General features: G+C 42.9%; 21 protein-coding genes. 19 read left to right on the forward strand and 2 right to left on the reverse strand.

Annotation, left to right across the window (positions count from 1 at the left end; all coding sequences use genetic code 11):
* Positions 1-71 precede the first annotated feature (71 nt).
* The 18 genes from NST56_RS09545 (at position 72) to NST56_RS09630 (ending at position 20825) form a co-directional block, all read left to right on the forward strand.
* Positions 72-329, forward strand: a complete 258-nt coding sequence (locus NST56_RS09545) for a DUF3243 domain-containing protein (protein ID WP_029441274.1) — start codon at positions 72-74, stop codon at positions 327-329.
* Positions 330-458: 129 nt separating this feature from the next.
* A complete protein-coding gene (locus NST56_RS09550) occupies positions 459-1250 on the forward strand; it encodes a YmfK family protein (RefSeq protein WP_168747870.1) in 792 nt (263 codons plus the stop codon).
* A 66-nt stretch (positions 1251-1316) separates the two neighbouring features.
* Complete coding sequence (locus NST56_RS09555; RefSeq protein WP_339182138.1) at positions 1317-2183, forward strand: RodZ family helix-turn-helix domain-containing protein; 867 nt, start codon at positions 1317-1319, stop codon at positions 2181-2183.
* Between the two features lie 49 nt (positions 2184-2232).
* Positions 2233-2814, forward strand: a complete 582-nt coding sequence (gene pgsA / locus NST56_RS09560; RefSeq protein WP_339181504.1) for a CDP-diacylglycerol--glycerol-3-phosphate 3-phosphatidyltransferase — start codon at positions 2233-2235, stop codon at positions 2812-2814.
* Positions 2815-2832: 18 nt separating this feature from the next.
* A complete protein-coding gene (locus NST56_RS09565) occupies positions 2833-4083 on the forward strand; it encodes a competence/damage-inducible protein A (protein WP_339181506.1) in 1251 nt (416 codons plus the stop codon).
* A gap of 172 nt (positions 4084-4255) precedes the next feature.
* The gene (gene recA, locus NST56_RS09570) at positions 4256-5302 is read left to right on the forward strand and encodes a recombinase RecA (RefSeq protein WP_010334307.1); all 1047 of its coding nucleotides are present in this window, start codon (positions 4256-4258) and stop codon (positions 5300-5302) included.
* Positions 5303-5475: 173 nt separating this feature from the next.
* A complete protein-coding gene (locus NST56_RS09575; RefSeq protein WP_339181509.1) occupies positions 5476-6654 on the forward strand; it encodes a serine hydrolase domain-containing protein in 1179 nt (392 codons plus the stop codon).
* 286 nt (positions 6655-6940) lie between these two features.
* Positions 6941-8503: a ribonuclease Y gene (gene rny / locus NST56_RS09580; protein ID WP_010334309.1), complete on the forward strand. Its 1563-nt coding sequence runs from the start codon at positions 6941-6943 to the stop codon at positions 8501-8503.
* Between the two features lie 61 nt (positions 8504-8564).
* Complete coding sequence (gene ymdB / locus NST56_RS09585) at positions 8565-9359, forward strand: 2',3'-cyclic-nucleotide 2'-phosphodiesterase (protein ID WP_029441277.1); 795 nt, start codon at positions 8565-8567, stop codon at positions 9357-9359.
* A 198-nt stretch (positions 9360-9557) separates the two neighbouring features.
* A complete protein-coding gene (gene spoVS, locus NST56_RS09590; protein ID WP_003154135.1) occupies positions 9558-9818 on the forward strand; it encodes a stage V sporulation protein SpoVS in 261 nt (86 codons plus the stop codon).
* Between the two features lie 262 nt (positions 9819-10080).
* Complete coding sequence (gene tdh, locus NST56_RS09595) at positions 10081-11124, forward strand: L-threonine 3-dehydrogenase (protein WP_339181513.1); 1044 nt, start codon at positions 10081-10083, stop codon at positions 11122-11124.
* Positions 11125-11137: 13 nt separating this feature from the next.
* Entirely contained in the window at positions 11138-12316 is a 1179-nt protein-coding gene (locus NST56_RS09600) for a glycine C-acetyltransferase (RefSeq protein ID WP_339181516.1), read from the forward strand.
* A 143-nt stretch (positions 12317-12459) separates the two neighbouring features.
* On the forward strand, positions 12460-13989 hold the full coding sequence (miaB, locus tag NST56_RS09605) for a tRNA (N6-isopentenyl adenosine(37)-C2)-methylthiotransferase MiaB (protein WP_168747880.1): 1530 nt from the start codon (positions 12460-12462) through the stop codon (positions 13987-13989).
* 1 nt (position 13990) lies between these two features.
* Entirely contained in the window at positions 13991-14422 is a 432-nt protein-coding gene (locus tag NST56_RS09610; RefSeq protein WP_010334317.1) for a RicAFT regulatory complex protein RicA family protein, read from the forward strand.
* Between the two features lie 254 nt (positions 14423-14676).
* Positions 14677-15222 (forward strand): outer spore coat protein CotE, encoded by a 546-nt coding sequence (gene cotE / locus NST56_RS09615; protein WP_003231833.1) that lies wholly within the window; start codon positions 14677-14679, stop codon positions 15220-15222.
* Between the two features lie 132 nt (positions 15223-15354).
* Positions 15355-17952, forward strand: coding sequence for a DNA mismatch repair protein MutS (gene mutS, locus NST56_RS09620; protein WP_339181520.1), 2598 nt, complete (start codon positions 15355-15357; stop codon positions 17950-17952).
* A gap of 15 nt (positions 17953-17967) precedes the next feature.
* The gene (gene mutL / locus NST56_RS09625; RefSeq protein WP_339181523.1) at positions 17968-19851 is read left to right on the forward strand and encodes a DNA mismatch repair endonuclease MutL; all 1884 of its coding nucleotides are present in this window, start codon (positions 17968-17970) and stop codon (positions 19849-19851) included.
* Positions 19852-20087: 236 nt separating this feature from the next.
* Entirely contained in the window at positions 20088-20825 is a 738-nt protein-coding gene (locus NST56_RS09630) for a CPBP family intramembrane glutamic endopeptidase (protein ID WP_339181525.1), read from the forward strand.
* Between the two features lie 37 nt (positions 20826-20862).
* On the opposite strand, the gene NST56_RS09635 is transcribed toward NST56_RS09630, so the two are convergent.
* Together NST56_RS09635 and NST56_RS09640 are read right to left on the reverse strand one after the other, a co-directional pair.
* Positions 20863-21309, reverse strand: coding sequence for a YrvL family regulatory protein (locus tag NST56_RS09635; RefSeq protein ID WP_339181527.1), 447 nt, complete (start codon positions 21307-21309; stop codon positions 20863-20865).
* Between the two features lie 254 nt (positions 21310-21563).
* Positions 21564-22121, reverse strand: coding sequence for a hypothetical protein (locus NST56_RS09640; RefSeq protein ID WP_326192185.1), 558 nt, complete (start codon positions 22119-22121; stop codon positions 21564-21566).
* A gap of 119 nt (positions 22122-22240) precedes the next feature.
* Here NST56_RS09640 and NST56_RS09645 point away from each other — a divergent pair, with 119 nt between their 5' ends.
* Complete coding sequence (locus NST56_RS09645) at positions 22241-22846, forward strand: TetR/AcrR family transcriptional regulator (RefSeq protein ID WP_010334323.1); 606 nt, start codon at positions 22241-22243, stop codon at positions 22844-22846.
* The last annotated feature ends 85 nt before the right edge of the window (positions 22847-22931 follow it).

The raw sequence follows: 22931 nt of genomic DNA on the forward strand, positions 1-22931 counted from the left end.
AAAATGTGTATAGTTTCTTTTAAGAAGGACAAAATAATTTTGTAACTTCACATGAAATGGAGGAAACTCACATGTCAGTATTAGAAAACTGGGATAGTTGGAAGAATTTCCTTGGTGATCGTTTGAACTATGCGCAAGATAAAGGCATGAGTCAGGACACCATCACTGACCTTGCTACAGAAATCGGCGGTTACCTGGCTAATGAAGTGGATTCTAAGAACGAGCAGGAAAAAGTGCTGGCAGATCTTTGGAGCGTAGCATCTAAAGAAGAACAGCATGCCATTGCCAATATGATGGTTAAGCTTGTTGAAAATAACAGCACTCATTAAGAAGAGAGGAGATTCTTCCTCTCTTTTTTATGTTTTCCTCATCACAGCAACATTCTTCTTTCTAATTAGAGAAAAATGCTTTATGATAAAGGAAGGTAAAAATTTGCCACAATGAAGGGGGTATATCATTTGGCAAAGCTCGAATGGTATTTTGAATATGAAATTCAAGTGAACCGCCCCGGACTGCTCGGGGATATTTCATCTCTTCTCGGGATGCTTTCTATTAACATCGTAACGATAAACGGCGTCGATCTTTCCAGAAGGGGAATGCTGCTCAGGTGCCGCCATATAGATCAAATTAAACGATTAGAATCAATCTTAAAAACGATGGAAACAATTAAAGTAACGAAGCTGAGGGAACCAAGGCTTCGCGATCGTCTCGCCGTGCGACACGGCCGGTACATCCAGAGGGATGCCGATGATAAGAAAACATTCCGCTTTGAACGGGACGAGCTGGGCCTATTAGTCGATTTTATGGCCGAACTGTTCAAAAAAGAAGGCCATAAATTAATCGGAATCCGGGGAATGCCGCGCGTCGGGAAAACGGAGTCAATTGTAGCTTCCAGCGTATGCGCCAGCAAAAGGTGGCTGTTTGTGTCATCTACCTTGCTGAAACAAACAATCAGAAGCCAGCTGATTGCCGATGAATACAGCACTGAAAATGTCTTTATCGTTGACGGGATTGTGTCGACAAGAAGAGGGTCTGAACGCCATCTGCAGCTGGTGAGGGAAATCATGAGGCTGCCTGCTACAAAAGTGGTGGAGCATCCGGACATATTCGTTCAAAATACAGAGTATACACTAGATGACTTTGATTATATTATTGAACTGAGAAATGATCCTGATGAGGTTATTACATATGAACATGCTGAAGAACCCCAACTGTTTGATCAATCCGGGTTTTCAAGCTTTGATTTTTAAAATTGGAAGGTGTTTGTTGTGACTGAACTAGGAATCCGGCTGAAAGAAGCCAGAGAGGAAAAAGCAATGTCATTGGATGATCTCCAAGCGGCAACTAAGATTCAAAAAAGGTATTTAACCGCCTTGGAGGAAGGAAATTATGACATTATTCCGGGTAAGTTTTATGTCCGGGCTTTCATCAAACAATATGCGGAAGCCGTCGGGCTTGATGCTGAACAATTGTTTGAAGAGTATAAAAAAGATATCCCGAATACGTATCATGACGATGTGTCTGAAAAAATCTCCGGCATGAATATGCAGAAGGAAATGCCAAAGCCTGCCTCTAAGGCGCTGGAATTGCTGCCTACAATACTTGTGATTCTCGGCGTGATTGTCGTGATCGCCATTGTTTACGCTATAATTCAGTTTGCGAATCATAAAAACGATGATAATAGCAACGCGGCATCAGAAAAATCAATCACGAAAAGTGAAAGCAAGTATGAGATCCCTAAGGATTCGACGCTGAAAGAGAATCAAACCAACAGCTCTGCAAAAGAGACAGACACAAAAAAAGAAACGAAAGACAAAGAAGATAAAAAAGAAGACAGTGACAGTAACAAACTAGAGATGAAAGCAACTGGCACTGAAGGATCTGTAACAACGTATGAAGTGTCCGGCGCCGATAAAATCGAGCTAGAGCTGAAGGCTTCAGACAGCTCTTGGATTCGAGTGCGCGATGAAAACAGCAGCTCTCTCAAAGAGGGTACACTGAAAAAAGACGAAACGTATAAAAAAGACATAACAGATCAGAAACAAGTTGAAATCCGCACAGGATATGCACCTAACCTGAAAATCAAAATCAACGGTGAGGTTCTGTCGTATAAACTTGATCCTAAAGAAGTGATGGCACAAACAATAAAGATTGTAAATAAAAAGGAAGAAAAGTCATCTTAATCACCAGATGACTTTTCTTCACGTCCGAGTATGAAACTGGAGGGGCTTTATGTTTAACTTACCGAATAAAATCACACTAGCAAGAATTGCATTAATCCCGATCTTCATGATTATCATGCTGGCGCCGTTTGACTGGGGCAGGCTCGATTTTGGAGACAAATCCATTCCGGTCACACACTTAGCGGGCGCTATTTTGTTTATTATTGCATCGACGACAGATTGGATAGATGGTTATTATGCCCGCAAACTGAACCTTGTTACAAACTTTGGAAAATTTCTCGATCCGCTTGCGGACAAACTTCTCGTATCGGCAGCGTTAATTATCCTTGTGCAATTTGATCTTGCTCCCGCTTGGATGGTCATTGTGATTATCAGCCGGGAGTTTGCCGTAACAGGTTTAAGGCTTGTATTAGCCGGAACGGGAGAAGTAGTAGCTGCGAATATGCTTGGTAAAATTAAAACATGGGCTCAAATTATCGCAGTATCTGCATTGCTTCTTCACAATCTTCCGTTTGAGCTTGTGTCATTTCCGTTCGCTGACCTGGCGTTATGGGTAGCCGTATTCTTTACCGTTGTATCTGGGTGGGACTATTTCGCTAAAAACTGGGAAGCGCTAAAAACATCTAACTAAGAAAGAAGGACATACGTGATGGAATTTCCAAAAAAAGCAGAAATTATTGCAGTAGGTTCAGAGCTCTTGCTTGGTCAGATTGCCAATACAAATGCTCAATTTATCAGCAAACAGCTGGCAGAAATCGGAGTAAACGTATTCTACCATACAGCAGTCGGTGATAATCCGGAGCGACTGAAGCAGGTCATCCGCATTGCTGAAGAGCGCTCTGATTTTATTATTTTTTCAGGAGGACTCGGACCGACAAAAGATGATTTAACAAAAGAAACGATAGCTAATGTGCTGGGACGCCCGCTCGTTTTAAATGATGAGGCGTTTCAATCCATTGAGGATTATTTCAAACGAACAAAACGCACGATGTCACCTAATAACCGAAAACAAGCGCTTGTCATCGAAGGATCTGACGTACTGGCAAATCACTTTGGAATGGCGCCGGGAATGCTTACAGAGCATGATTCACGCTTTTATATGCTTCTTCCCGGACCGCCGAGTGAATTGCGTCCGATGTTTGAAAATGAGGCTAAACCGCTTCTTCTTAAAAAGATGGGCTCAAATGAAAAAATTGTGTCAACGGTTCTTCGCTTCTTCGGTATCGGCGAATCTCAGCTAGAAGCTGATTTAGAAGATATCATTGATGCACAGACGAACCCGACGATTGCTCCGTTGGCAGCGGATGGAGAGGTGACGCTGCGCCTGACAGCGAAACATGCCGATGAAAAAGAAACAGAGCGTTTGTTAAAAGAAACAGAAGCCGTTATTTTAGAACGTGTCGGTGAATTTTTCTATGGCTACGACGATACATCGCTTGTGAAAGAGCTATCTAAAGCATGTAAGGAAAAAGGCATCACGCTTTCTGCCGCAGAAAGCTTTACCGGCGGGCTGTTTTCTGAATGGCTGACAGACCTTAGCGGCGCTTCAGCGTTGTTTTCCGGCGGCGTCGTTTGCTATTCAAACGAAGTGAAGCAAAATGTGCTCGGCGTCAATAAGGAAACATTGGACCGTTTCGGCGCAGTCAGCGAGCAATGCGCATCTGAGCTCGCAAAGGGTGTTCAGCAGCTCACTGGAAGCGATATTGGCATTAGCTTTACCGGTGTTGCCGGCCCTGATACTCAAGAAGGCCATGCACCTGGACATGTGTTTATTGGTATTTCTGCAGATGGAAAAGAAGAGGTTCACGAGTTTCACTTTGCGGGCTCCAGAACAGGAATTAGAAAACGTGCTGCTAAATATGGCTGCCATTTAATTTTAAAACTGTTAGAGCAAAAATAATGTTTTCAGCACACTATCCTCCTCAAAAAACATGATTTCTCCGGATCATTATGATATTTTGGTAGAATTCAGGCCAAGAAAAAATCCGAATATGCGTTCGCTTTTTTCTTGGCAAATCCCTTCAAACAGGGTATAGTATATGTAGTGGTAACATAAAGGAGGAAAAAATAGAATGAGTGATCGTCAGGCAGCCTTAGATATGGCTCTTAAACAAATAGAAAAGCAGTTCGGCAAAGGTTCCATTATGAAACTGGGAGAAAAGACAGATACAAGAATTTCTACTGTTCCAAGCGGCTCCCTCGCTCTTGATACGGCACTGGGAATAGGCGGGTATCCCCGAGGACGGATTATTGAAGTATACGGTCCTGAAAGCTCAGGTAAAACAACTGTGGCGCTCCATGCCATTGCTGAGGTTCAGCAGCAGGGAGGACAAGCTGCGTTTATCGATGCGGAGCATGCGCTAGACCCGGTATACGCACAAAAACTCGGTGTCAATATCGAAGAGCTTTTACTGTCTCAGCCTGATACAGGCGAGCAGGCGCTTGAAATTGCAGAAGCATTGGTTCGAAGCGGTGCAGTTGACATCGTCGTTGTCGACTCTGTAGCGGCGCTCGTTCCGAAAGCGGAAATTGAAGGCGACATGGGAGATTCACATGTTGGTTTGCAGGCGCGTTTAATGTCTCAAGCGCTCCGTAAGCTTTCAGGGGCCATCAACAAATCGAAGACAATCGCGATTTTCATTAACCAAATTCGTGAAAAAGTCGGCGTTATGTTCGGAAACCCGGAAACGACTCCCGGCGGCCGTGCGCTGAAATTCTACTCTTCCGTTCGTCTTGAAGTACGCCGTGCTGAACAGCTGAAACAAGGCAACGACGTTATGGGGAATAAAACGAGAATCAAAGTCGTGAAAAACAAAGTAGCTCCTCCGTTCCGTACAGCTGAGGTTGATATTATGTATGGAGAAGGTATCTCAAAAGAAGGCGAAATCATTGATCTCGGAACTGAACTTGATATCGTGCAAAAAAGCGGTTCATGGTACTCTTATGAAGAAGAGCGTCTTGGCCAAGGCCGGGAAAATGCCAAACAATTCTTAAAAGAAAATAAAGATATCATGCTGATGATTCAGGAGCAAATTCGTGAACATTACGGCTTAGATAATAACGGAGTAGTACAGCAGCAGGCGGAAGAGACACAGGAAGAACTCGAATTTGAAGAATAAAAATAAAATGAATTTGAAATAATAAAAAAGGCAGAGTGCAAACTCTGCCTTTTTTTCTTTTGTATTTTCTGCAAAATAATGATAAATAAATTGGTTCATTTGACAACTTTTATAGTAGTTCATACGTCTAACAAAACGTGTGCATTTGAAATTAGATTGGGAGGATAAAATGGATGACAAGCCCCACTCGCAGAAGAACTGCGACGCGCAGACGCAGAAAACTAAATAAAAGAGGCAAATTTTTGTTTGGTATGTTGGCCGCAATCATTTGTTTCACGATTTGGAATGCCGTTCATCGAGAGGATGAAGAAGCCGAACCATCTCAAGAAGCTGCAGCGGTTTCTGATACCGGTCAGAAGCAAGCTGATCAGAAGAAAAACAAAGCCAAAAAAACAGAGGAACAAATCAAAACAGTGGACCGCAATCCAAAAATCAGCAGTTATTTAAAAGAGATTGGCTTCAGCGGGACAGCCATGATCGTCAGAAACGGAGAAGTCGAATTAAATAAAGGTTTTGGCTATGCGGACCGCAAGCATCACATAAAAAATAATCCTGCGACAACTTTTTATATCGGATCATCACAAAAAGCGCTAATAGCAACCGCTATTCTGCAGCTTGAGGAGAAAGGAAAACTCCAGACAAGTGATCCGGTCAGCATGTATTTACCCCATTTTCCCAACGGAAAGAATATTACATTAAAGAATCTGCTTACTCATACATCGGGAATAAACGGACATGTTGAAGGGAATGGCGCGATCACTCCTGATGACTTAATAAAAGACATCGAACAGCAAGGAATCAAACGTCAGCCTGGAATGTGGGACTATCAGGATTCTAACTATTCAGTTCTCGCTTATCTTGTTGCTGAAGTGAGCGGCGAGTCTTATGAACAATACATAAAGAATCATATTTTTAAGCCGGCGGGGATGACGCATTCGGGTTTTTACAAGACATATGATAAGCAGCCTTATCCAGCTGTCGGCTATAAGCTGGAAGGCAGCAGAGCCATTACACCGTATATGCTCGATTTATCTCAGATGTATGGAGCAGGCGATATATATATGAGTGCTACAGATATGTACAAATTTGACAAAGCGCTGATAGACGGCAAGCTTTACTCGCAAGAAAGCTATGAAAAAATGTTCACACCAGGAAGCAGTTCCACATACGGAATGGGGTTTTATGTTGCTCCCGGAAGCTATTCAAACCACGGAGTCATGCCTGGCTTTAACGTATTGAACAGCTTCAGCAAATCCGGACAAACCGTTGTTGTTTTGTTGTCAAATATTCAAAATAACGCTAAACTTGGACAAGTGAACAATAAAATATACCAGCTTCTAAATCAGGAGTAATTTACGATCTGTTTTTTCAAAAGATAGGCGGATTCATGTTCGGCACGGTAAATGGGGGCGGCTCGGCAAACGTTAAGCTGGCAAGCTTGACAAGTATTTCCGACACAATTACAATGAAGTTGTAACATTTGTTTTTTTAACATGATTGTTAAACCATTTAAACTTGACAAGGGCGATGAAACTTTCATTCCCTGTGAAGGTTCTGTATGTTGAGAAAACTAGACAATGTACATGCCGACACTTATTTTGAGCAACAACCAAGTTCATAGCAAGAGGAGGTGAAAGTATGACCCCAATTATGATGGTTCTCATCTCCATTTTGCTGATTCTACTCGGTTTAGTTGTTGGCTACTATGTTCGTAAAACCATTGCCGAAGCGAAAATTGCAGGCGCACGCGGTGCAGCCGAGCAAATTCTTGAAGATGCAAAGCGTGATGCTGAAGCACTGAAAAAAGAAGCTCTGCTTGAAGCAAAGGATGAAATCCACAAACTTCGAATAGATGCTGAACAAGAAGTTCGTGAAAGACGAAATGAGCTTCAAAAACAAGAAAACCGTTTACTCCAAAAGGAGGAAAACCTTGATCGCAAACATGAGGGAATTGATAAACGGGAAGCGATGTTGGAGAAGAAAGATCATTCTCTGAATGAACGACAACAACATATTGAAGAGATGGAAAGCAAAGTGGATGAGATGATTCGTATGCAGCAGTCAGAGTTGGAACGAATTTCGAGTCTGACTCGTGACGAAGCGAAACAAATCATTCTTGACCGGGTTGAAAACGAGCTTTCACATGACATCGCCATCATGACAAAAGAAACTGAGAACCGTGCGAAAGAAGAGGCTGATAAAAAAGCGAAAAACATTCTTTCACTTGCCTTACAGCGCTGCGCAGCGGACCACGTTGCCGAAACAACGGTATCAGTTGTCAATCTTCCAAATGATGAGATGAAAGGACGTATCATCGGCCGGGAAGGGCGTAACATTCGTACGCTTGAAACGCTGACAGGTATTGACCTGATTATCGATGATACCCCTGAAGCTGTCATTCTGTCCGGATTTGATCCGATCAGACGTGAAACAGCAAGGATTGCTCTTGATAAACTCGTTCAGGATGGCCGTATTCATCCGGCACGGATTGAAGAAATGGTTGAAAAATCTCGCCGCGAGGTCGATGACTACATTCGTGAGATGGGTGAGCAAACGACATTTGAGGTTGGCGTTCACGGCCTCCACCCAGATCTGATCAAGATTCTCGGCCGCTTAAAGTTCCGTACAAGCTACGGTCAAAATGTGCTTAAGCATTCCATGGAAGTCGCATTCTTGGCCGGGCTGATGGCATCGGAGCTTGGAGAAGATGCAAAGCTTGCGAAACGGGCGGGACTCCTTCATGACATCGGAAAAGCAATTGACCATGAAGTAGAAGGAAGCCACGTTGAAATCGGAGTCGAGCTTGCGACTAAATATAAAGAGCACCCAGTCGTAATTAACAGTATTGCATCACACCATGGGGACGAGGAGCCGACTTCCATTATCGCTGTGCTGGTAGCTGCAGCAGATGCGCTTTCCGCTGCAAGACCTGGCGCGAGAAGTGAGACGCTCGAGAACTACATTCGAAGACTTGAAAAGCTCGAAGAAATTTCTGAGTCCTACGAAGGTGTTGAAAAATCATTTGCGATTCAGGCTGGACGTGAAGTGCGTATTATGGTGAAGCCGGATTCAATAAATGATCTTGAAGCCCATCGCCTGGCGCGAGATATCCGCAAACGAATTGAGGACGAGCTCGATTATCCAGGTCATATTAAAGTGACAGTCATTAGAGAAACTCGAGCCGTAGAGTATGCAAAATAAAGTGATGCGCTAAGCATCACTTTATTTTTTTGACGGCTGAGGAATAGAAAGGATTTACAAAATGAGAATTTTATTTATCGGAGATGTTGTCGGGTCACCGGGCCGCGACATGGTAAAAGAGTATGTGCCCAAGCTGAAATCAAAATACAAGCCGCATTTTACCATTATAAATGGCGAAAATGCCGCACATGGAAAAGGCTTAACAGAAAAAATCTATCACAGTTTGATACAGTCTGGCGCAGATGCAATCACGATGGGAAACCATACTTGGGACAAAAAAGAAATTTTCGATTTTATCGACGATGTCCCGAACTTAGTCCGTCCCGCAAACTTTCCGGAGGGCACACCGGGGAAAGGGATCACATATGTGAAAGCAAACGGTAAAGAACTTGCCGTTATGAACTTACAAGGCCGTACATTTTTACCGCCGCTCGATGATCCGTTTTTAAAAGCGGATGAATTAATTGCCGAAGCTGCTAAAAGAACACCGTACATTTTTATCGACTTCCATGCGGAAGCGACAAGTGAAAAGCTCGCACTCGGCTGGTACACGGATGGACGGGCATCTGCTGTAGTAGGAACTCACACTCATGTGCAAACAGCGGACAACCGCATTTTGCCGAAGGGCACGGCATATATTACGGATGTAGGTATGACCGGTCCATATGACGGTATACTGGGGATGGACAGAGAAACGATTATCAAGCGTTTTAAAACAAACCTTCCTGTGCGCTTTACTGTCGCTGAAGGAAAAACAACCCTAAGCGGAGTCGTCATCGATATAGATGATCAAACGAAAAAGGCCGTTAAAATCGAACGTATTTTAATCAATGATGATCACATGTTCTTTGAATAATTGATCACGGGTTATTTTATAAAAATATTAAAAAGAAAAGCAGGAATATAGCAACTCCTTAGTGAATATAGTAAAAATGGAAGGTAGCCCGCTATTTTTGAAAAGCATTGTGGGGATGGCTTTTTGGATAGCAACATCTAATAATGATTGTTCTAATGAACACTCACTTATCCATTGTAAAACTAAGGGGGAGCAGAAATGGAAATCTTAAAAGTTTCAGCAAAATCGAGTCCAAATTCAGTGGCAGGTGCGCTTGCAGGTGTGTTAAGAGAGCGCGGGGCCGCCGAGATTCAAGCAATTGGAGCGGGTGCTTTAAATCAAGCTGTTAAAGCTGTGGCAATTGCCAGAGGATTTGTGGCGCCGAGCGGGGTTGATTTGATTTGTATTCCAGCTTTTACTGATATTCAAATCGATGGTGAAGAAAGAACAGCGATTAAATTAATTGTGGAGCCTCGCTAAGAAAAATAAAGTATTCACAACCTGTTTGCATCATGCAAGCAGGTTGTTTTTCGTTTATTGTGATATTTTCTCTCAATAGTATTTTGATAATATAAATGAACCATATGTCACGTGTAAAAAGCATTCCGGTTTTTTTGAAAAAAATTCAGCCCATTTTTCAAGACGGATACTTTTGTATTTCCTGAGAGGACACAGCTGTTTACGATGATTCCAGATCATGGTACAATCCGGTTATAACAAGACTTTTAAAGGAGGATTGTACATGCAGAGTGGAAAGATGAAAGCTGTAATGAAAAAACACGGTGCTTTCGGCGCTGTGCTGGCTGAAGTTCCCATTCCTGAAATTGATAAGCATGAAGTTCTTATAAAAGTTAAGGCAGCTTCCATTTGCGGCACAGATGTCCATATTTATAATTGGGACCAATGGGCACGGCAGAGAATAAAAACTCCTTGTGTCTTCGGCCATGAGTTCAGCGGGATTGTCGAGGGTGTAGGCGAGAATGTCAGCAGTGTAAAAATCGGGGAGTATGTTTCTGCAGAAACGCACATTGTATGCGGCACATGCGTCCCTTGTTTAACAGGAAAGCCTCATGTGTGTAAAAATACGGCCATTATCGGAGTGGACACGGCAGGCTGTTTTGCGGAGTATGTCAAAGTGCCGGCCGAAAACGTTTGGAAGAACCCCGCGGATATGGACCCGGCGATTGCTTCCATTCAAGAGCCTTTAGGAAATGCCGTTCATACAGTCCTTGAGAGTCAGAACGCCGGAGGAACGACTGCCATTATCGGATGCGGGCCGATCGGACTTATGGCGGTAGCGGTCGCAAAAGCAGCAGGTGCAGCGCAGGTGGTCGCCATTGACAAAAATGAGTACAGATTAGCTCTCGCCAAACAAATGGGTGCCACAACGGCGGTCTGCATCGAAAAAGAAGATCCGCTCAAAATTGTAAGCGCTTTAACAGAGGGGGAAGGCGCTGATCTCGTTTGTGAGATGTCGGGTCACCCTTCAGCTATTGCACAAGGCCTTGCAATGGCTGCAAATGGCGGGAGATTTCATATTCTCAGTCTGCCGGAACATCCCGTTACCATCGATTTGACGAATAAAGTCGTGTTTAAAGGTCTTACCATCCAAGGGATCACAGGGAGAAAGATGTTTACAACATGGCGGCAGGTTTCACAATTGCTTGGTTCAAACATACTGAATCTATCGCCTATTATTACTCATCAGTTTCCATTGGAAGAATTTGAGAAAGGGTTTGAACTGATGAGAAGCGGACAGTGCGGGAAGGTTATTTTAATTCCATAAGAGGGGGATCAACATGACAAAAGAATTTGAGTTTCTAAAAGCAGAGCTTGAAAGAATGAAAGAAAACCATACATGGCAAGACGTTAAACAGGTTGAATCAATGCAGGGCCCTTCTGTTACAGTGAATCATAAAAAAGTCATTCAGCTTTCTTCTAATAATTACCTCGGATTTACTTCACACCCAAGACTCATCAAAGCTGCACAAGAGGCTGCTCAGCAATTTGGTGCCGGTACCGGTTCAGTCCGAACAATCGCCGGAACGTTTACCATGCATCAAGAGTTGGAGAAAAAGCTGGCAGCCTTTAAAAAAACAGAGGCGGCACTTGTCTTTCAATCAGGCTTTACAACAAACCAAGGTGTGCTTTCCAGCATTCTTTCAAAAGACGATATTGTCATTTCTGATGAATTAAACCATGCCTCTATCATCGATGGAATCAGATTGACAAAGGCGGATAAAAAGGTTTATCAGCATGTGGATATGAGTGATTTAGAGAAGGTGCTGAGAAAATCAATGAATTACCGCATGCGTTTGATTGTCACTGACGGCGTATTTTCAATGGATGGCAATATTGCTCCTCTGCCTGACATTGTGGAGCTCGCTGAGAAATATGACGCTTTTGTGATGGTTGATGACGCCCACGCATCCGGAGTGCTTGGCGAAAGCGGCAGAGGGACGGTAAATCATTTCGGTCTTGACGGAAGTGTTCATATTCAAGTTGGAACGTTAAGCAAGGCAATCGGAGTCTTAGGGGGATACGTTGCCGGTTCAAAGGTGTTAATCGACTACTTGCGTCATAAAGGGCGTCCGTTTTTATTTAGCACGTCGCATCCTCCGGCTGTAACTGCAGCTTGTATGGAAGCAATTGATGTCTTGCTGGAAGAGCCGGAGCATATGGAGCGTCTGTGGGAGAATACTCATTATTTTAAATCAAGGCTTATCCAAATGGGCTTTACTCTCACGCAGAGCCAAACGCCGATTTTGCCTATTTTAATAGGTAATGAGGGGGCAGCAAAGCAATTTTCTGATCAGCTCCTGTCTCAAGGTGTTTTTGCACAAAGCATTGTTTTCCCGACTGTTGCAAAAGGAAAAGCCAGAATACGTACGATTATGACAGCCGAGCACACCAAAGAAGAACTGGATCAGGCGCTTGATGCCATCGAAAAGACAGCAAAGGAGCTTCAACTATTGTAGGGAGAAGGGAACACTCTTCTCCCTTTCATTCCTTATTGATTATTATTCTCAATGAGTGTACAATGATAGGTTGCCAGTTGTGCGGAGCTTCAATAACCTTTATACTGGAGGGTGGAAGTTTGGTTTGAAAGGAGAAATATCATATGAATGAAAAGCAAAAATTAGAGAGCGGACAAGTTAATCCATCGGACAAAAAATCCGAGAAGGATTACAGCAAGTACTTTGAAGCTGTCTACATTCCGCCTTCTTTAAAAGATGCGAAAAAACGCGGCAAAGAAGCCGTTACTTATCATAATGACTTTAAAATTTCTGAAGAATTCAAAGGCATGGGTGAAGGAAGAAAATTCTATATCCGGACGTACGGCTGCCAAATGAACGAACATGATACAGAAGTAATGGCAGGGATCTTTATGGCTCTTGGCTATGAAGCGACAAACTCTGTTGACGATGCCAATGTCATTCTGTTAAATACATGTGCAATCCGTGAGAATGCGGAAAACAAGGTGTTCGGTGAGCTTGGACACTTAAAAGCACTCAAAAAAAATAACCCGGATCTTATCTTAGGCGTTTGCGGCTGTATGTCACAAGAGGAATCAGTCGTTAACAGGATTTTGAAAAAACATCCGTTTGTCGATATGATTTTCGGGACGCATAATATCCATCGTCTGCCGGAGCTATTGTCTGAAGCATACCTTTCAAAAGAAATGGTCATAGAAGTTTGGTCCAAGGAAGGCGACGTCATAGAAAACCTTCCGAAAGTCCGCAACGGAAAAATTAAGGGCTGGGTCAACATTATGTACGGCTGTGACAAGTTCTGTACGTATTGCATCGTACCGTATACACGCGGAAAAGAAAGAAGCCGCCGTCCGGAAGAGATCATTCAGGAAGTAAGAAGACTTGCAAGCGAAGGCTATAAGGAAATTACACTTTTAGGTCAAAACGTAAACGCGTACGGAAAAGACTTTGAAGATATGGACTACGGCCTTGGTGATTTAATGGATGAGCTGCGCAAAATCGATATCCCGAGAATCCGTTTCACAACGAGTCATCCGCGTGATTTTGACGATCATCTCATTGAAGTGCTTGCAAAAGGTGGCAATCTGCTCGATCACATTCATCTGCCGGTCCAATCAGGAAGCTCAGAGGTTTTGAAACTGATGGCACGCAAATATGACAGAGAGCGTTACATGGAGCTCGTCAAAAAAATCAAAGCGGCTATGCCAAACGCTTCTTTAACAACTGACATTATCGTCGGCTTCCCTAACGAAACGGATGAACAGTTTGAAGAAACGCTGTCATTATACCGTGAAGTGGAATTTGACAGCGCCTATACGTTCATTTACTCTCCGCGTGAAGGCACACCTGCGGCAAAAATGAAAGATAACGTTCCGATGAGAGTGAAAAAAGAACGTCTGCAGCGTCTGAACGCATTGGTTAATGAAATTTCCGCTAAAAAAATGAAGGAATATGAAGGCAAGGTTGTCGAAGTATTAGTTGAAGGTGAAAGCAAAAACAACCCTGAGGTTCTTGCCGGCTACACTGAAAAAAGCAAGCTTGTGAATTTCAAAGGTCCAAAGGAAGCGATCGGCAAAATCGTTCGCGTGAAAATCCAGCAAGCGAAAACGTGGTCGCTTGACGGAGAGATGGTAGGAGAAGCAATCGAGGTGAAATAAGATGACGCTCTACTCTAAAAAAGACATTGTGCAGCAAGCACGAAACCTTGCAAAAATGATCTCTGAAACGGAAGAGGTTGATTTTTTCAAACGTGCTGAAGCGCAAATTAATGAGAACGCAAAAGTGTCTGTAATCATTAATCAGATTAAAGCCCTGCAAAAACAAGCCGTTAATCTGAAGCATTACCAAAAACTCGAAGCGCTCAAACAAGTAGAAGAGAAAATTGATGCGCTGCAAGAGGAGCTTGAAGACATTCCTGTCATCCAGGAATTCAGAGACTCTCAGGTTGAGGTGAATGACCTTCTGCAGCTCGTGGCGACCACCATTTCCAACCAGGTCACAAATGAAATCATTGCATCAACCGGAGGCGATCTTCTAAAAGGAGAAACCGGTTCGAAGATGAAACATTCAAATAACAGCTGTTCTCTTTAAACACGGTGCCTTTTCAGGCCCGTGTTTTTTTATGTTGAACTATAAAAGAACTAAATAAACTATGTACTAAATATTCAATATGTTTTGCTGCCTTTAGCCAAATAAACTTTATCGCACTTATAAGTAAAGTTTCTAGGCACCCCTGCATACAATGGAACAGAAACTTTGTATTTTTATATTTTATTTATAAAAATGCACACTAGACGAATGCCCAGCATAAGATAACACGAAGAAGAACAAGGAGGCATGCCGGAATGTCTGAATACAGGGAAATTATCACGAAGGCGGTAGTAGCGAAAGGCAGAAAATTTACACAGTGCACCAATACCATCTCCCCTGAGAAAAAACCGAGCAGCATTTTGGGCGGTTGGATTATCAATCACAAATATGACGCAGAAAAAATCGGAAAAACCGTAGAAATTGAAGGGTATTATGATATAAACGTATGGTACTCTTACGCGGACAATACAAAAACAGAGGTTGTCACAGAACGAGTGAAGTACGTGGATGTGATTAAACTCAGATACAGAGATAACAATTACTTAGATGATGAGCATGAAGTGATAGCAAAAGTGCTTCAGCAGCCAAACTGTCTTGAAGTGACCATTTCACCGAATGGCAATAAAATTGTTGTGCAAGCGGAGAGAGAGTTTTTGGCGGAAGTGGTAGGGGAAACAAAGGTTGTTGTAGAAGTAAATCCTGATTGGGAAGAGGATGACGAAGAGGATTGGGAAGACGAACTTGATGAAGAGCTGGAGGACATCAATCCTGAATTTTTAGTTGGAGATCCTGAAGAATAAAAAAGAGACTAGGGGAGTCGGTACCCCAAGTCTCTTTTTTTATATAGACATATCATCCTTTTAACACTTTCTGTTTATGTTATAATGAAGGCTGGCAAATAGAAACGTTGATACATAGTGAGGGATTAAACAATGGCTACTTATACGCCTATGATACAGCAATATTTAAAAATAAAGGCAGAGCACCAGGATGCCTTTTTATTTTTTCGTCTCGGTGATTTTTACGAAATGTTTTTTGAGGACGCTAAAAAAGCGTCACAAGAGCTGGAAATAACGTTAACAAGCAGAGATGGAGGCGCCGCTGAAAAAATACCGATGTGCGGTGTGCCGTATCATTCTGCTTCGGCATACATTGAGCAGCTTATTAAAAAAGGATACAAGGTAGCCATATGCGAACAGACCGAAGATCCAAAGGCTGCAAAGGGCGTCGTCAAACGTGAAGTCGTTCAGCTGATTACGCCCGGAACTGTAATGGACGGAAAAGGCATCCATGAATCAGAAAACAACTTTATTGCATCAGTTTCGTCCTGCTCAAACGGATACGGGCTGGCATTGTCCGATTTAACAACGGGTGAAAATTTGGCTGTTTTAATTGAACGGCTGGAAGACGTTATATCAGAAATTTATTCAGTTGGCGCTCGGGAAATTGTCGTATCGGGAAGCCTTGATGAAAAGACGGTTGCTCAGCTGAAGGAGCGGTGCGGCGCTACCATTTCAATTGAAGATGGGCAAACAGATGAGTACGTTCAGATTATTGAGCATTTACAGAGCCAGGACATAACGAAAACATTTCTCCGTTTATATACGTATCTGAAAAGGACTCAGAAACGGAGCTTAGATCACCTTCAGCCTGTACAAGTGTATGAGCTTGAAGAAGCCATGAAAATCGACTTATACTCCAAGCGAAATTTGGAGCTGACCGAAACGATCCGTTCAAAAAATAAAAAAGGCTCCCTGCTATGGCTGCTTGATGAAACAAAAACAGCGATGGGGGGGCGGCTGCTGAAACAGTGGATTGACCGTCCGCTTATCAGAGTGAATCAAATTGAAGAGCGCCAGGAAATGGTAGAAACATTGATGTCTCATTTCTTTGAACGGGAGGATCTGCGTGAGCGTTTAAAGGAAGTCTATGATTTAGAACGCCTCGCAGGCCGTGTGGCATTCGGAAATGTCAATGCACGGGATCTCATTCAGCTGAAGGAATCATTAAAGCAAGTGCCCGGCATTAAACAGCTTGTTGCTTCACTGGCTCATAAGAAAGCGAAGGAACGTGCGGAGCGGATTGACCCGTGCGGTGATGTTCTAGCATTACTGGAAGAAGCCCTGTACGAAAACCCTCCGTTATCAGTAAAAGAAGGAAACCTGATCAAAGACGGGTACAATCAAAAGCTCGATGAATACCGCGATGCAAGCAGAAACGGGAAAGACTGGATCGCCCGCCTTGAACAGCAGGAACGTGAATATACAGGCATTCGGTCATTAAAGGTCGGCTTCAATAAAGTATTTGGTTATTATATTGAAGTGACAAAGGCGAACCTGCACCTTCTTGAAGAAGGGCGTTATGAGCGGAAGCAGACGCTAACGAATGCAGAACGCTACATTACACCTGAATTAAAAGAAAAAGAAGCGCTCATTTTGGAAGCGGAAAATAACATCTGCGAGCTGGAATACGAGCTGTTCACTGAGCTGCGTGAGAAAGTGAAATTGTATATTCCGCGTTTGCAGCAGCTCGCCAAACAGATGAGTGAGCTTGATGCGCTGCAATGCTTTGCGACAATCAGTGAAAATCGTCATTACACGAAACCAGAGTTTTCTAAAGATGAAGTTGAGGTCATAGAGGGCAGACACCCGGTTGTTGAAAAAGTAATGGATAGCCAGGAATACGTGCCTAACAACTGTGTGATGGGCGACAATAGACAGATGCTGCTCATTACCGGTCCGAACATGTCGGGGAAAAGCACATACATGAGACAAATCGCGCTCATCTCCATTATGGCGCAAATCGGCTGCTTTGTGCCCGCGAAAAAAGCTATGCTTCCGATTTTTGATCAAATTTTCACCCGAATCGGCGCGGCGGATGATTTGATTTCCGGACAAAGTACATTTATGGTGGAAATGCTTGAAGCCAAAAATGCGATTGTAAATGCAACAAAAAACAGCCTCATTCTGTTTGATGAAATCGGGCGGGGAACGTCCACATATGACGGCATGGCCCTTGCGCAAGCGATTATTGAATATGTTCATGACCATATCGGCGCCAAGACGCTGTTTAGTACGCACTATCATGAGCTGACGGTTCTTGAAGAAAAGCTTCCGCAGCTGAAAAACGTCCATGTTCGTGCTGAGGAATATAATGGAACGGTTGTCTTTCTTCATCAAATTAAAGAAGGGGCAGCTGACAAAAGCTACGGTATCCATGTCGCCCAGCTGGCTGAGCTGCCGGCAGATCTGATTTCACGCGCTCAAGACATTCTAAAAGAACTTGAGCATTCAGGGAACAAACCAGAAGTGCCAGTGCAGAAACCTGAGGTACCAGTACAGAAACATGAAGTGAAAGAAGAGCCGGCACAGCTGTCCTTCTTTGGCGAATCGGATAAACCGGCTGTATCACCAAAGCTTTCTAAAAAAGAAAAGCAAGTACTTGATGTCTTTAAATCTCTGAATATACTTGATATGACACCGCTGGAAGCGATGAATGAAATGTACAAGCTGCAAAAGAAATTACATTAAAACGGGGTGATGAATGTGGCAAAAGTCATCCAGCTGTCAGATGAACTTTCTAATAAAATTGCGGCGGGCGAGGTTGTGGAACGGCCCGCCTCAGTTGTTAAAGAATTGGTGGAAAATGCCATAGATGCTGACAGCACAGTCATTGAAATCGACATTGAGGAAGCCGGTCTTGCATCCATTCGTGTTCTGGATAATGGAGAAGGAATGGAAAATGATGATTGCAAGCGTGCCTTCCGCCGCCACGCAACAAGTAAAATAAAAGATGAAAATGATTTATTCAGAGTGAGAACGCTTGGATTCAGGGGAGAGGCGCTGCCGAGTATTGCGTCAGTCTCCCATCTTGAGATTACGACAAGCACGGGAGAAGGAGCGGGGACGAAGCTTATGCTTCAAGGCGGAAACATCATTTCTGAATCGCGTTCCTCAAGCAGGAAGGGAACGGAAATTGTCGTGTCCAATCTGTTTTTTAATACACCAGCCCGCTTGAAATATATGAAAACCGTTCATACAGAGCTTGGGAATATTACGGATGTGGTCAATCGGATTGCGCTGGCACATCCAGAGGTATCGATCCGCCTTCGCCATCATGGAAAAAACCTTCTCCAAACGAACGGAAATGGAGATGTGCGTCATGTCCTTGCCGCGATTTACGGTACGGCTGTCGCTAAAAAAATGCTGCCGCTTCATGTCAGCTCACTGGATTTTGAAGTAAAGGGATATATCGCACTGCCAGAGATTACACGGGCATCGAGAAATTACATGTCGTCTGTCATCAATGGCCGTTATATTAAAAATTTCCCGCTCGTCAAGGCGGTGCACGAAGGATATCACACACTTTTGCCAATCGGACGCCATCCGATCACATTTATAGAAATCACCATGGACCCGATTTTAGTCGATGTCAACGTACACCCTTCGAAGCTTGAGGTACGGCTCAGCAAGGAAACAGAGCTGCACGACTTAATTCGTAACGGCATAAAAGATGTATTTAAACAGCAGCAGCTGATACCGAGCGCACAGCTTCCGAAAAAGTCAGCACCTGTGATCAAAAATGAGCAGCAGTTCATAACCTTTGATGAAAAGCCTGCTGAAAGAAAAGTGCCGGAAAAAGCGCCTATGCCTTCGTATTCACCAATGAAGCTCAGCTCAGTTGTCAAAGAACCAGTTGAGATAGAAGACGAATTGCCTTCAGAGCAGCTTGAAACTCATTCTGTGGCTGAAACGAAACAAAGGATGGAAGAGCCTGCTGTTTCAGAAGAATGGCCTGAAGCATGCGAACAGGAGCCCGCTCAGGAACAGCAGCAGACATCATCTGAACGTGTTCCGATCATGTACCCGATCGGCCAGATGCATGGGACCTATATATTGGCGCAGAACGAAAACGGCTTATATATTATCGACCAGCATGCAGCCCAAGAGCGTATTAAATACGAATATTTCCGTGAAAAGGTCGGGGAGGTTGAGCCTGAGGTGCAGGACATGATCGTGCCGCTCACGTTCCATTATTCCACGAACGAGGCACTCATTATCGAACAGCATCAACAAGAACTCGAAAGCGTAGGTGTCTTTTTAGAGTCTTTCGGCTCGAACAGTTACATCGTCCGCTGCCACCCGGCTTGGTTTCCAAAAGGAGAAGAAGCCGAGCTGATAGAAGAAATCATTCAGCAGGTGCTCGATTCGAAAAACATTGATATTAAAAAGCTGCGTGAAGAAGCGGCGATTATGATGAGCTGTAAAGGTTCCATCAAAGCAAACCGCCACCTCAGAAACGACGAGATCAAAGCGCTTCTGGACGATCTCCGAAGTACATCAGACCCATTTACATGCCCGCACGGCCGTCCGATTATGATTCATCATTCCACGTATGAGATGGAGAAGATGTTTAAGCGTGTGATGTAGTAAATGTTCAATGCCTTTACGTTAGGATAAAAGCCCGCGATTTAAGCGGGCTTTTTTAAAAACTTATCACCATTTTCAGGTCAAGACAAAGTGCAATTCTCCTTTTTAGTGTATCTTGGCTGTGCATCGTTCAGTACATTTACTGCAGAAGAGGATGTCGTCGTAATACTACAGGGTGTTTCAACGGCTCTCGGTATGCTGATACGTTTTACTCTTATAGAGGAAGGCGGTATGTCATGGAGATCGTTTTTTGGATTGTCATTGTGTTTTTGTTAACCTGTGAGCCGATTTTTGGGTTTTATCATTTTCAGAAGTTTAAACAGAATATGAAAAGAAGCGAAAGTGCAAAGATAAAATATTACAAAGATGTAATGGTCGGCTTGTGGGTTCCAGCTTTGTTTATACTCACTTTAGCTGTATGCACCGATTTGTCTCTCAAACAAATGGGGATAACGATACCGGCCATTCATACCGGAACGCTCGGTTCATTTGCATCTTATATTTTTCTAGGGCTGGGTTTTCTCTATTTTGGGCTTGTTCTGTATTGTATGATCGGCTATTGGTGCAGCCAAAAGGTAAAACATGACTTGTCCAAGAAAAAAGCTGAAGAAATGAAGAAATCTGATATTGGTGACATATTGCCGATAACCTTGAAGGAAAAAAGAATATGGAACTATGTTTCTTTAACTGCGGGGATAACGGAGGAGTTGATTTACAGAGGATTTTTGCTGTTTGCTCTGGCAGCCTTATTTCCTTCACTTTCAATTTGGATTGTGGTCCTTGCTGCCTCTCTGATATTTGGATTAGCCCACACGTATCAAGGGTTTTGGCAAGGGGTTGTGAGGACGTCATGTTTTGGGTTTTTGTTTTGCTCACTTTCTATCATTCTAGGTTCCATCATTCCTCTTATTGTTTTACACTTTCTCGTTGACTATATAGGAAAGTTAGGTGATGAAAATGTCTTTAAAGCATAAAACCGCTTGAATCAATTACAAGCGGTTTTTTATCAGGTTATGATTTAGGCTGATGATCAAATGCTAGTTCAATTAACGCTATAAATGCTGATATGACAAAGAGTAATGCGTCCGGAATATAAATAGAATCCATAAAGTAATCTACTAAACAAATCGTTATAAAATTAGCGATGAAATAAAGGGCAAATGCGAAAAGTGCTGTTTTTCTCATAGAAAGCGAATGGATCATGATCAGAGAAACGACTTTTGTTAGAGGATCTATGACCAGTCCGGCAGCAAAGCATCCCAATATAAAAAACAATAAGGTTTGATTGGAATCGTATGTGATGCCGAGGATGGTAAATAGCCCTTTTATGCCGAAGAAATAACCGCCGAAAATCACAGCGGCTGCAATTGTGATAAGGAGGCCAATGGATACAATCACTGTTATTTTTGAGCTTGGTTTTAAGTCTTTAAATGGCGTGTCGTGTTCTTTCTGGCTCACGTATTACACTCCTTTATGTTAATGATTCACAATACAGCGGAACTCATCCGAATATACCGATATTAATAAAAACAGAATATGTACTCCTAGGCAAGTGCCTAATGAAAAAGCGAAAATCCGACAGGTATACTGAGAAAGCAGAGGTTTTTTCATATAAGCTCCTTATCTAGATAACTTGCATAAAGTGTAACATATATTTACAAAAGTGAAAAAATCCTTTTTCTATTGAAAAAGGATTTTTTGCGAGACTAATTTTAACTTCTGAGATTTTTCGAAGCTTTCGCTTTTTTCGGCCAGATAAAATAACTGGCGGTGATCAGGCAATCAATGCCGAGAATTACTGTCCATAGCTTTAAAATACTGCTCAGCGCTTCGGTTCGAGCAGCATCATCAATAAAATAAATCATTCCGGCGAGCAGCCCGGCACCAATAAGATAAGCGAGCACATGTCTGATCAAGCTTTTCGCATAATGTTTCGCATGATCCATTCCATAGCGCACAAGCGGTTTTGAGCCTTGCTTTGTTACATAATAACGGAATTTTTCATCCGCCCATTGGATCATTTGCTTGCCGAAAGCGATCGATACGCCAATGTACACTGCCGCAATCGCGTGTGCAGTAGTCGCAACGGCTCCGCCGTATAAGTCCGCGGACGTCATTATTAACAAAATCAGGTCAATGACAGGGGTTAAGGCAAAAAGAAGCAGCCCTAATTTATCTTGTTTGAATAGATAGCGTACGACAAGGCCTAACACAATTACAACCCAAAATGCTATTTCACAGAAGACAATCATCCAAGCGACACTGTTCAATCTGTTCCCCTCTTTCCAATACAGTTGTATTATTTGATATGATTTTACCATCTGCGTTTTTATAAAACAACTGTATTATAAAAATTGCTCTCCGATTTTTTTCTTGGTAAAATAAAGACATGCCAAAACAAATTGACCATGAAAAAAGAAGAAAACACATTGCAGAAGCGACATGGCGGGTGATTTTAGAACGAGGGATGGAGGGGGCCTCAGTCAGAAACATTGCCAAGGAAGCAGGACTGTCGTTAGGTGCGCTTCGCCATTATTTTTCGACTCAGGATGAATTGCTTGTTTTTGCAATGAAACTTGTGAAAGAAAAGGTGACAGCTCGCATTAATGAAATTGCTGCCCATGATTTGCCGCCTAAAGAAAAAGTGTTACACATACTGCTTGAAATTGTCCCGACAAATGCTGAAACGATTAGAGAGATGGAGGTATGGTTTGCTTTTACTGTTTATGCGAGACATAAAGATAATATGTTTGACGCGGGACATGACGAGATTTACAAAGCAATTCGAAATCTGATTGACTACTTGGACCAGATTCATTTACTGCAAAAACATGCTGATAAAGAAATAGAAGGAGAGAGGCTGTACGCCTTAATCGATGGCTTGGCTTTACATGCGATGTTTGACCCTCGCCGTGTGAATAAAGAACGGATCAAACGTGTTATTATGCAGCATTTACAATCTATATGCGTTGATGAATCAGCCAAGAGTGAATAGGTCACTGCAAAAAGTTATTCTGAATGGACAAGTCTCCAAAAAGAATAACTTTTTTATGAGGATCAAGCGTAACTGCAAGAATGAA

The organism is Bacillus sp. FSL R5-0560, from assembly GCF_037966305.1.
Classification (GTDB): Bacteria; Bacillota; Bacilli; order Bacillales; family Bacillaceae; genus Bacillus; species Bacillus mojavensis.

Coding starts and splice junctions, on each gene's coding strand:
- NST56_RS09630 (WP_339181525.1), top strand. CDS start 20,088: ATGGAGATCGTTTTTTGGATTGTCATTGTGTTTTTGTTAACCTGTGAG.
- NST56_RS09575 (WP_339181509.1), top strand. CDS start 5,476: ATGACAAGCCCCACTCGCAGAAGAACTGCGACGCGCAGACGCAGAAAA.
- NST56_RS09610 (WP_010334317.1), top strand. CDS start 13,991: ATGACGCTCTACTCTAAAAAAGACATTGTGCAGCAAGCACGAAACCTT.
- mutS (WP_339181520.1), top strand. CDS start 15,355: ATGGCTACTTATACGCCTATGATACAGCAATATTTAAAAATAAAGGCA.
- spoVS (WP_003154135.1), top strand. CDS start 9,558: ATGGAAATCTTAAAAGTTTCAGCAAAATCGAGTCCAAATTCAGTGGCA.
- NST56_RS09565 (WP_339181506.1), top strand. CDS start 2,833: ATGGAATTTCCAAAAAAAGCAGAAATTATTGCAGTAGGTTCAGAGCTC.
- rny (WP_010334309.1), top strand. CDS start 6,941: ATGACCCCAATTATGATGGTTCTCATCTCCATTTTGCTGATTCTACTC.
- ymdB (WP_029441277.1), top strand. CDS start 8,565: ATGAGAATTTTATTTATCGGAGATGTTGTCGGGTCACCGGGCCGCGAC.
- NST56_RS09555 (WP_339182138.1), top strand. CDS start 1,317: ATGTCATTGGATGATCTCCAAGCGGCAACTAAGATTCAAAAAAGGTAT.
- pgsA (WP_339181504.1), top strand. CDS start 2,233: ATGTTTAACTTACCGAATAAAATCACACTAGCAAGAATTGCATTAATC.
- cotE (WP_003231833.1), top strand. CDS start 14,677: ATGTCTGAATACAGGGAAATTATCACGAAGGCGGTAGTAGCGAAAGGC.
- NST56_RS09645 (WP_010334323.1), top strand. CDS start 22,241: ATGCCAAAACAAATTGACCATGAAAAAAGAAGAAAACACATTGCAGAA.
- miaB (WP_168747880.1), top strand. CDS start 12,460: ATGAATGAAAAGCAAAAATTAGAGAGCGGACAAGTTAATCCATCGGAC.
- recA (WP_010334307.1), top strand. CDS start 4,256: ATGAGTGATCGTCAGGCAGCCTTAGATATGGCTCTTAAACAAATAGAA.
- tdh (WP_339181513.1), top strand. CDS start 10,081: ATGCAGAGTGGAAAGATGAAAGCTGTAATGAAAAAACACGGTGCTTTC.
- NST56_RS09600 (WP_339181516.1), top strand. CDS start 11,138: ATGACAAAAGAATTTGAGTTTCTAAAAGCAGAGCTTGAAAGAATGAAA.
- NST56_RS09545 (WP_029441274.1), top strand. CDS start 72: ATGTCAGTATTAGAAAACTGGGATAGTTGGAAGAATTTCCTTGGTGAT.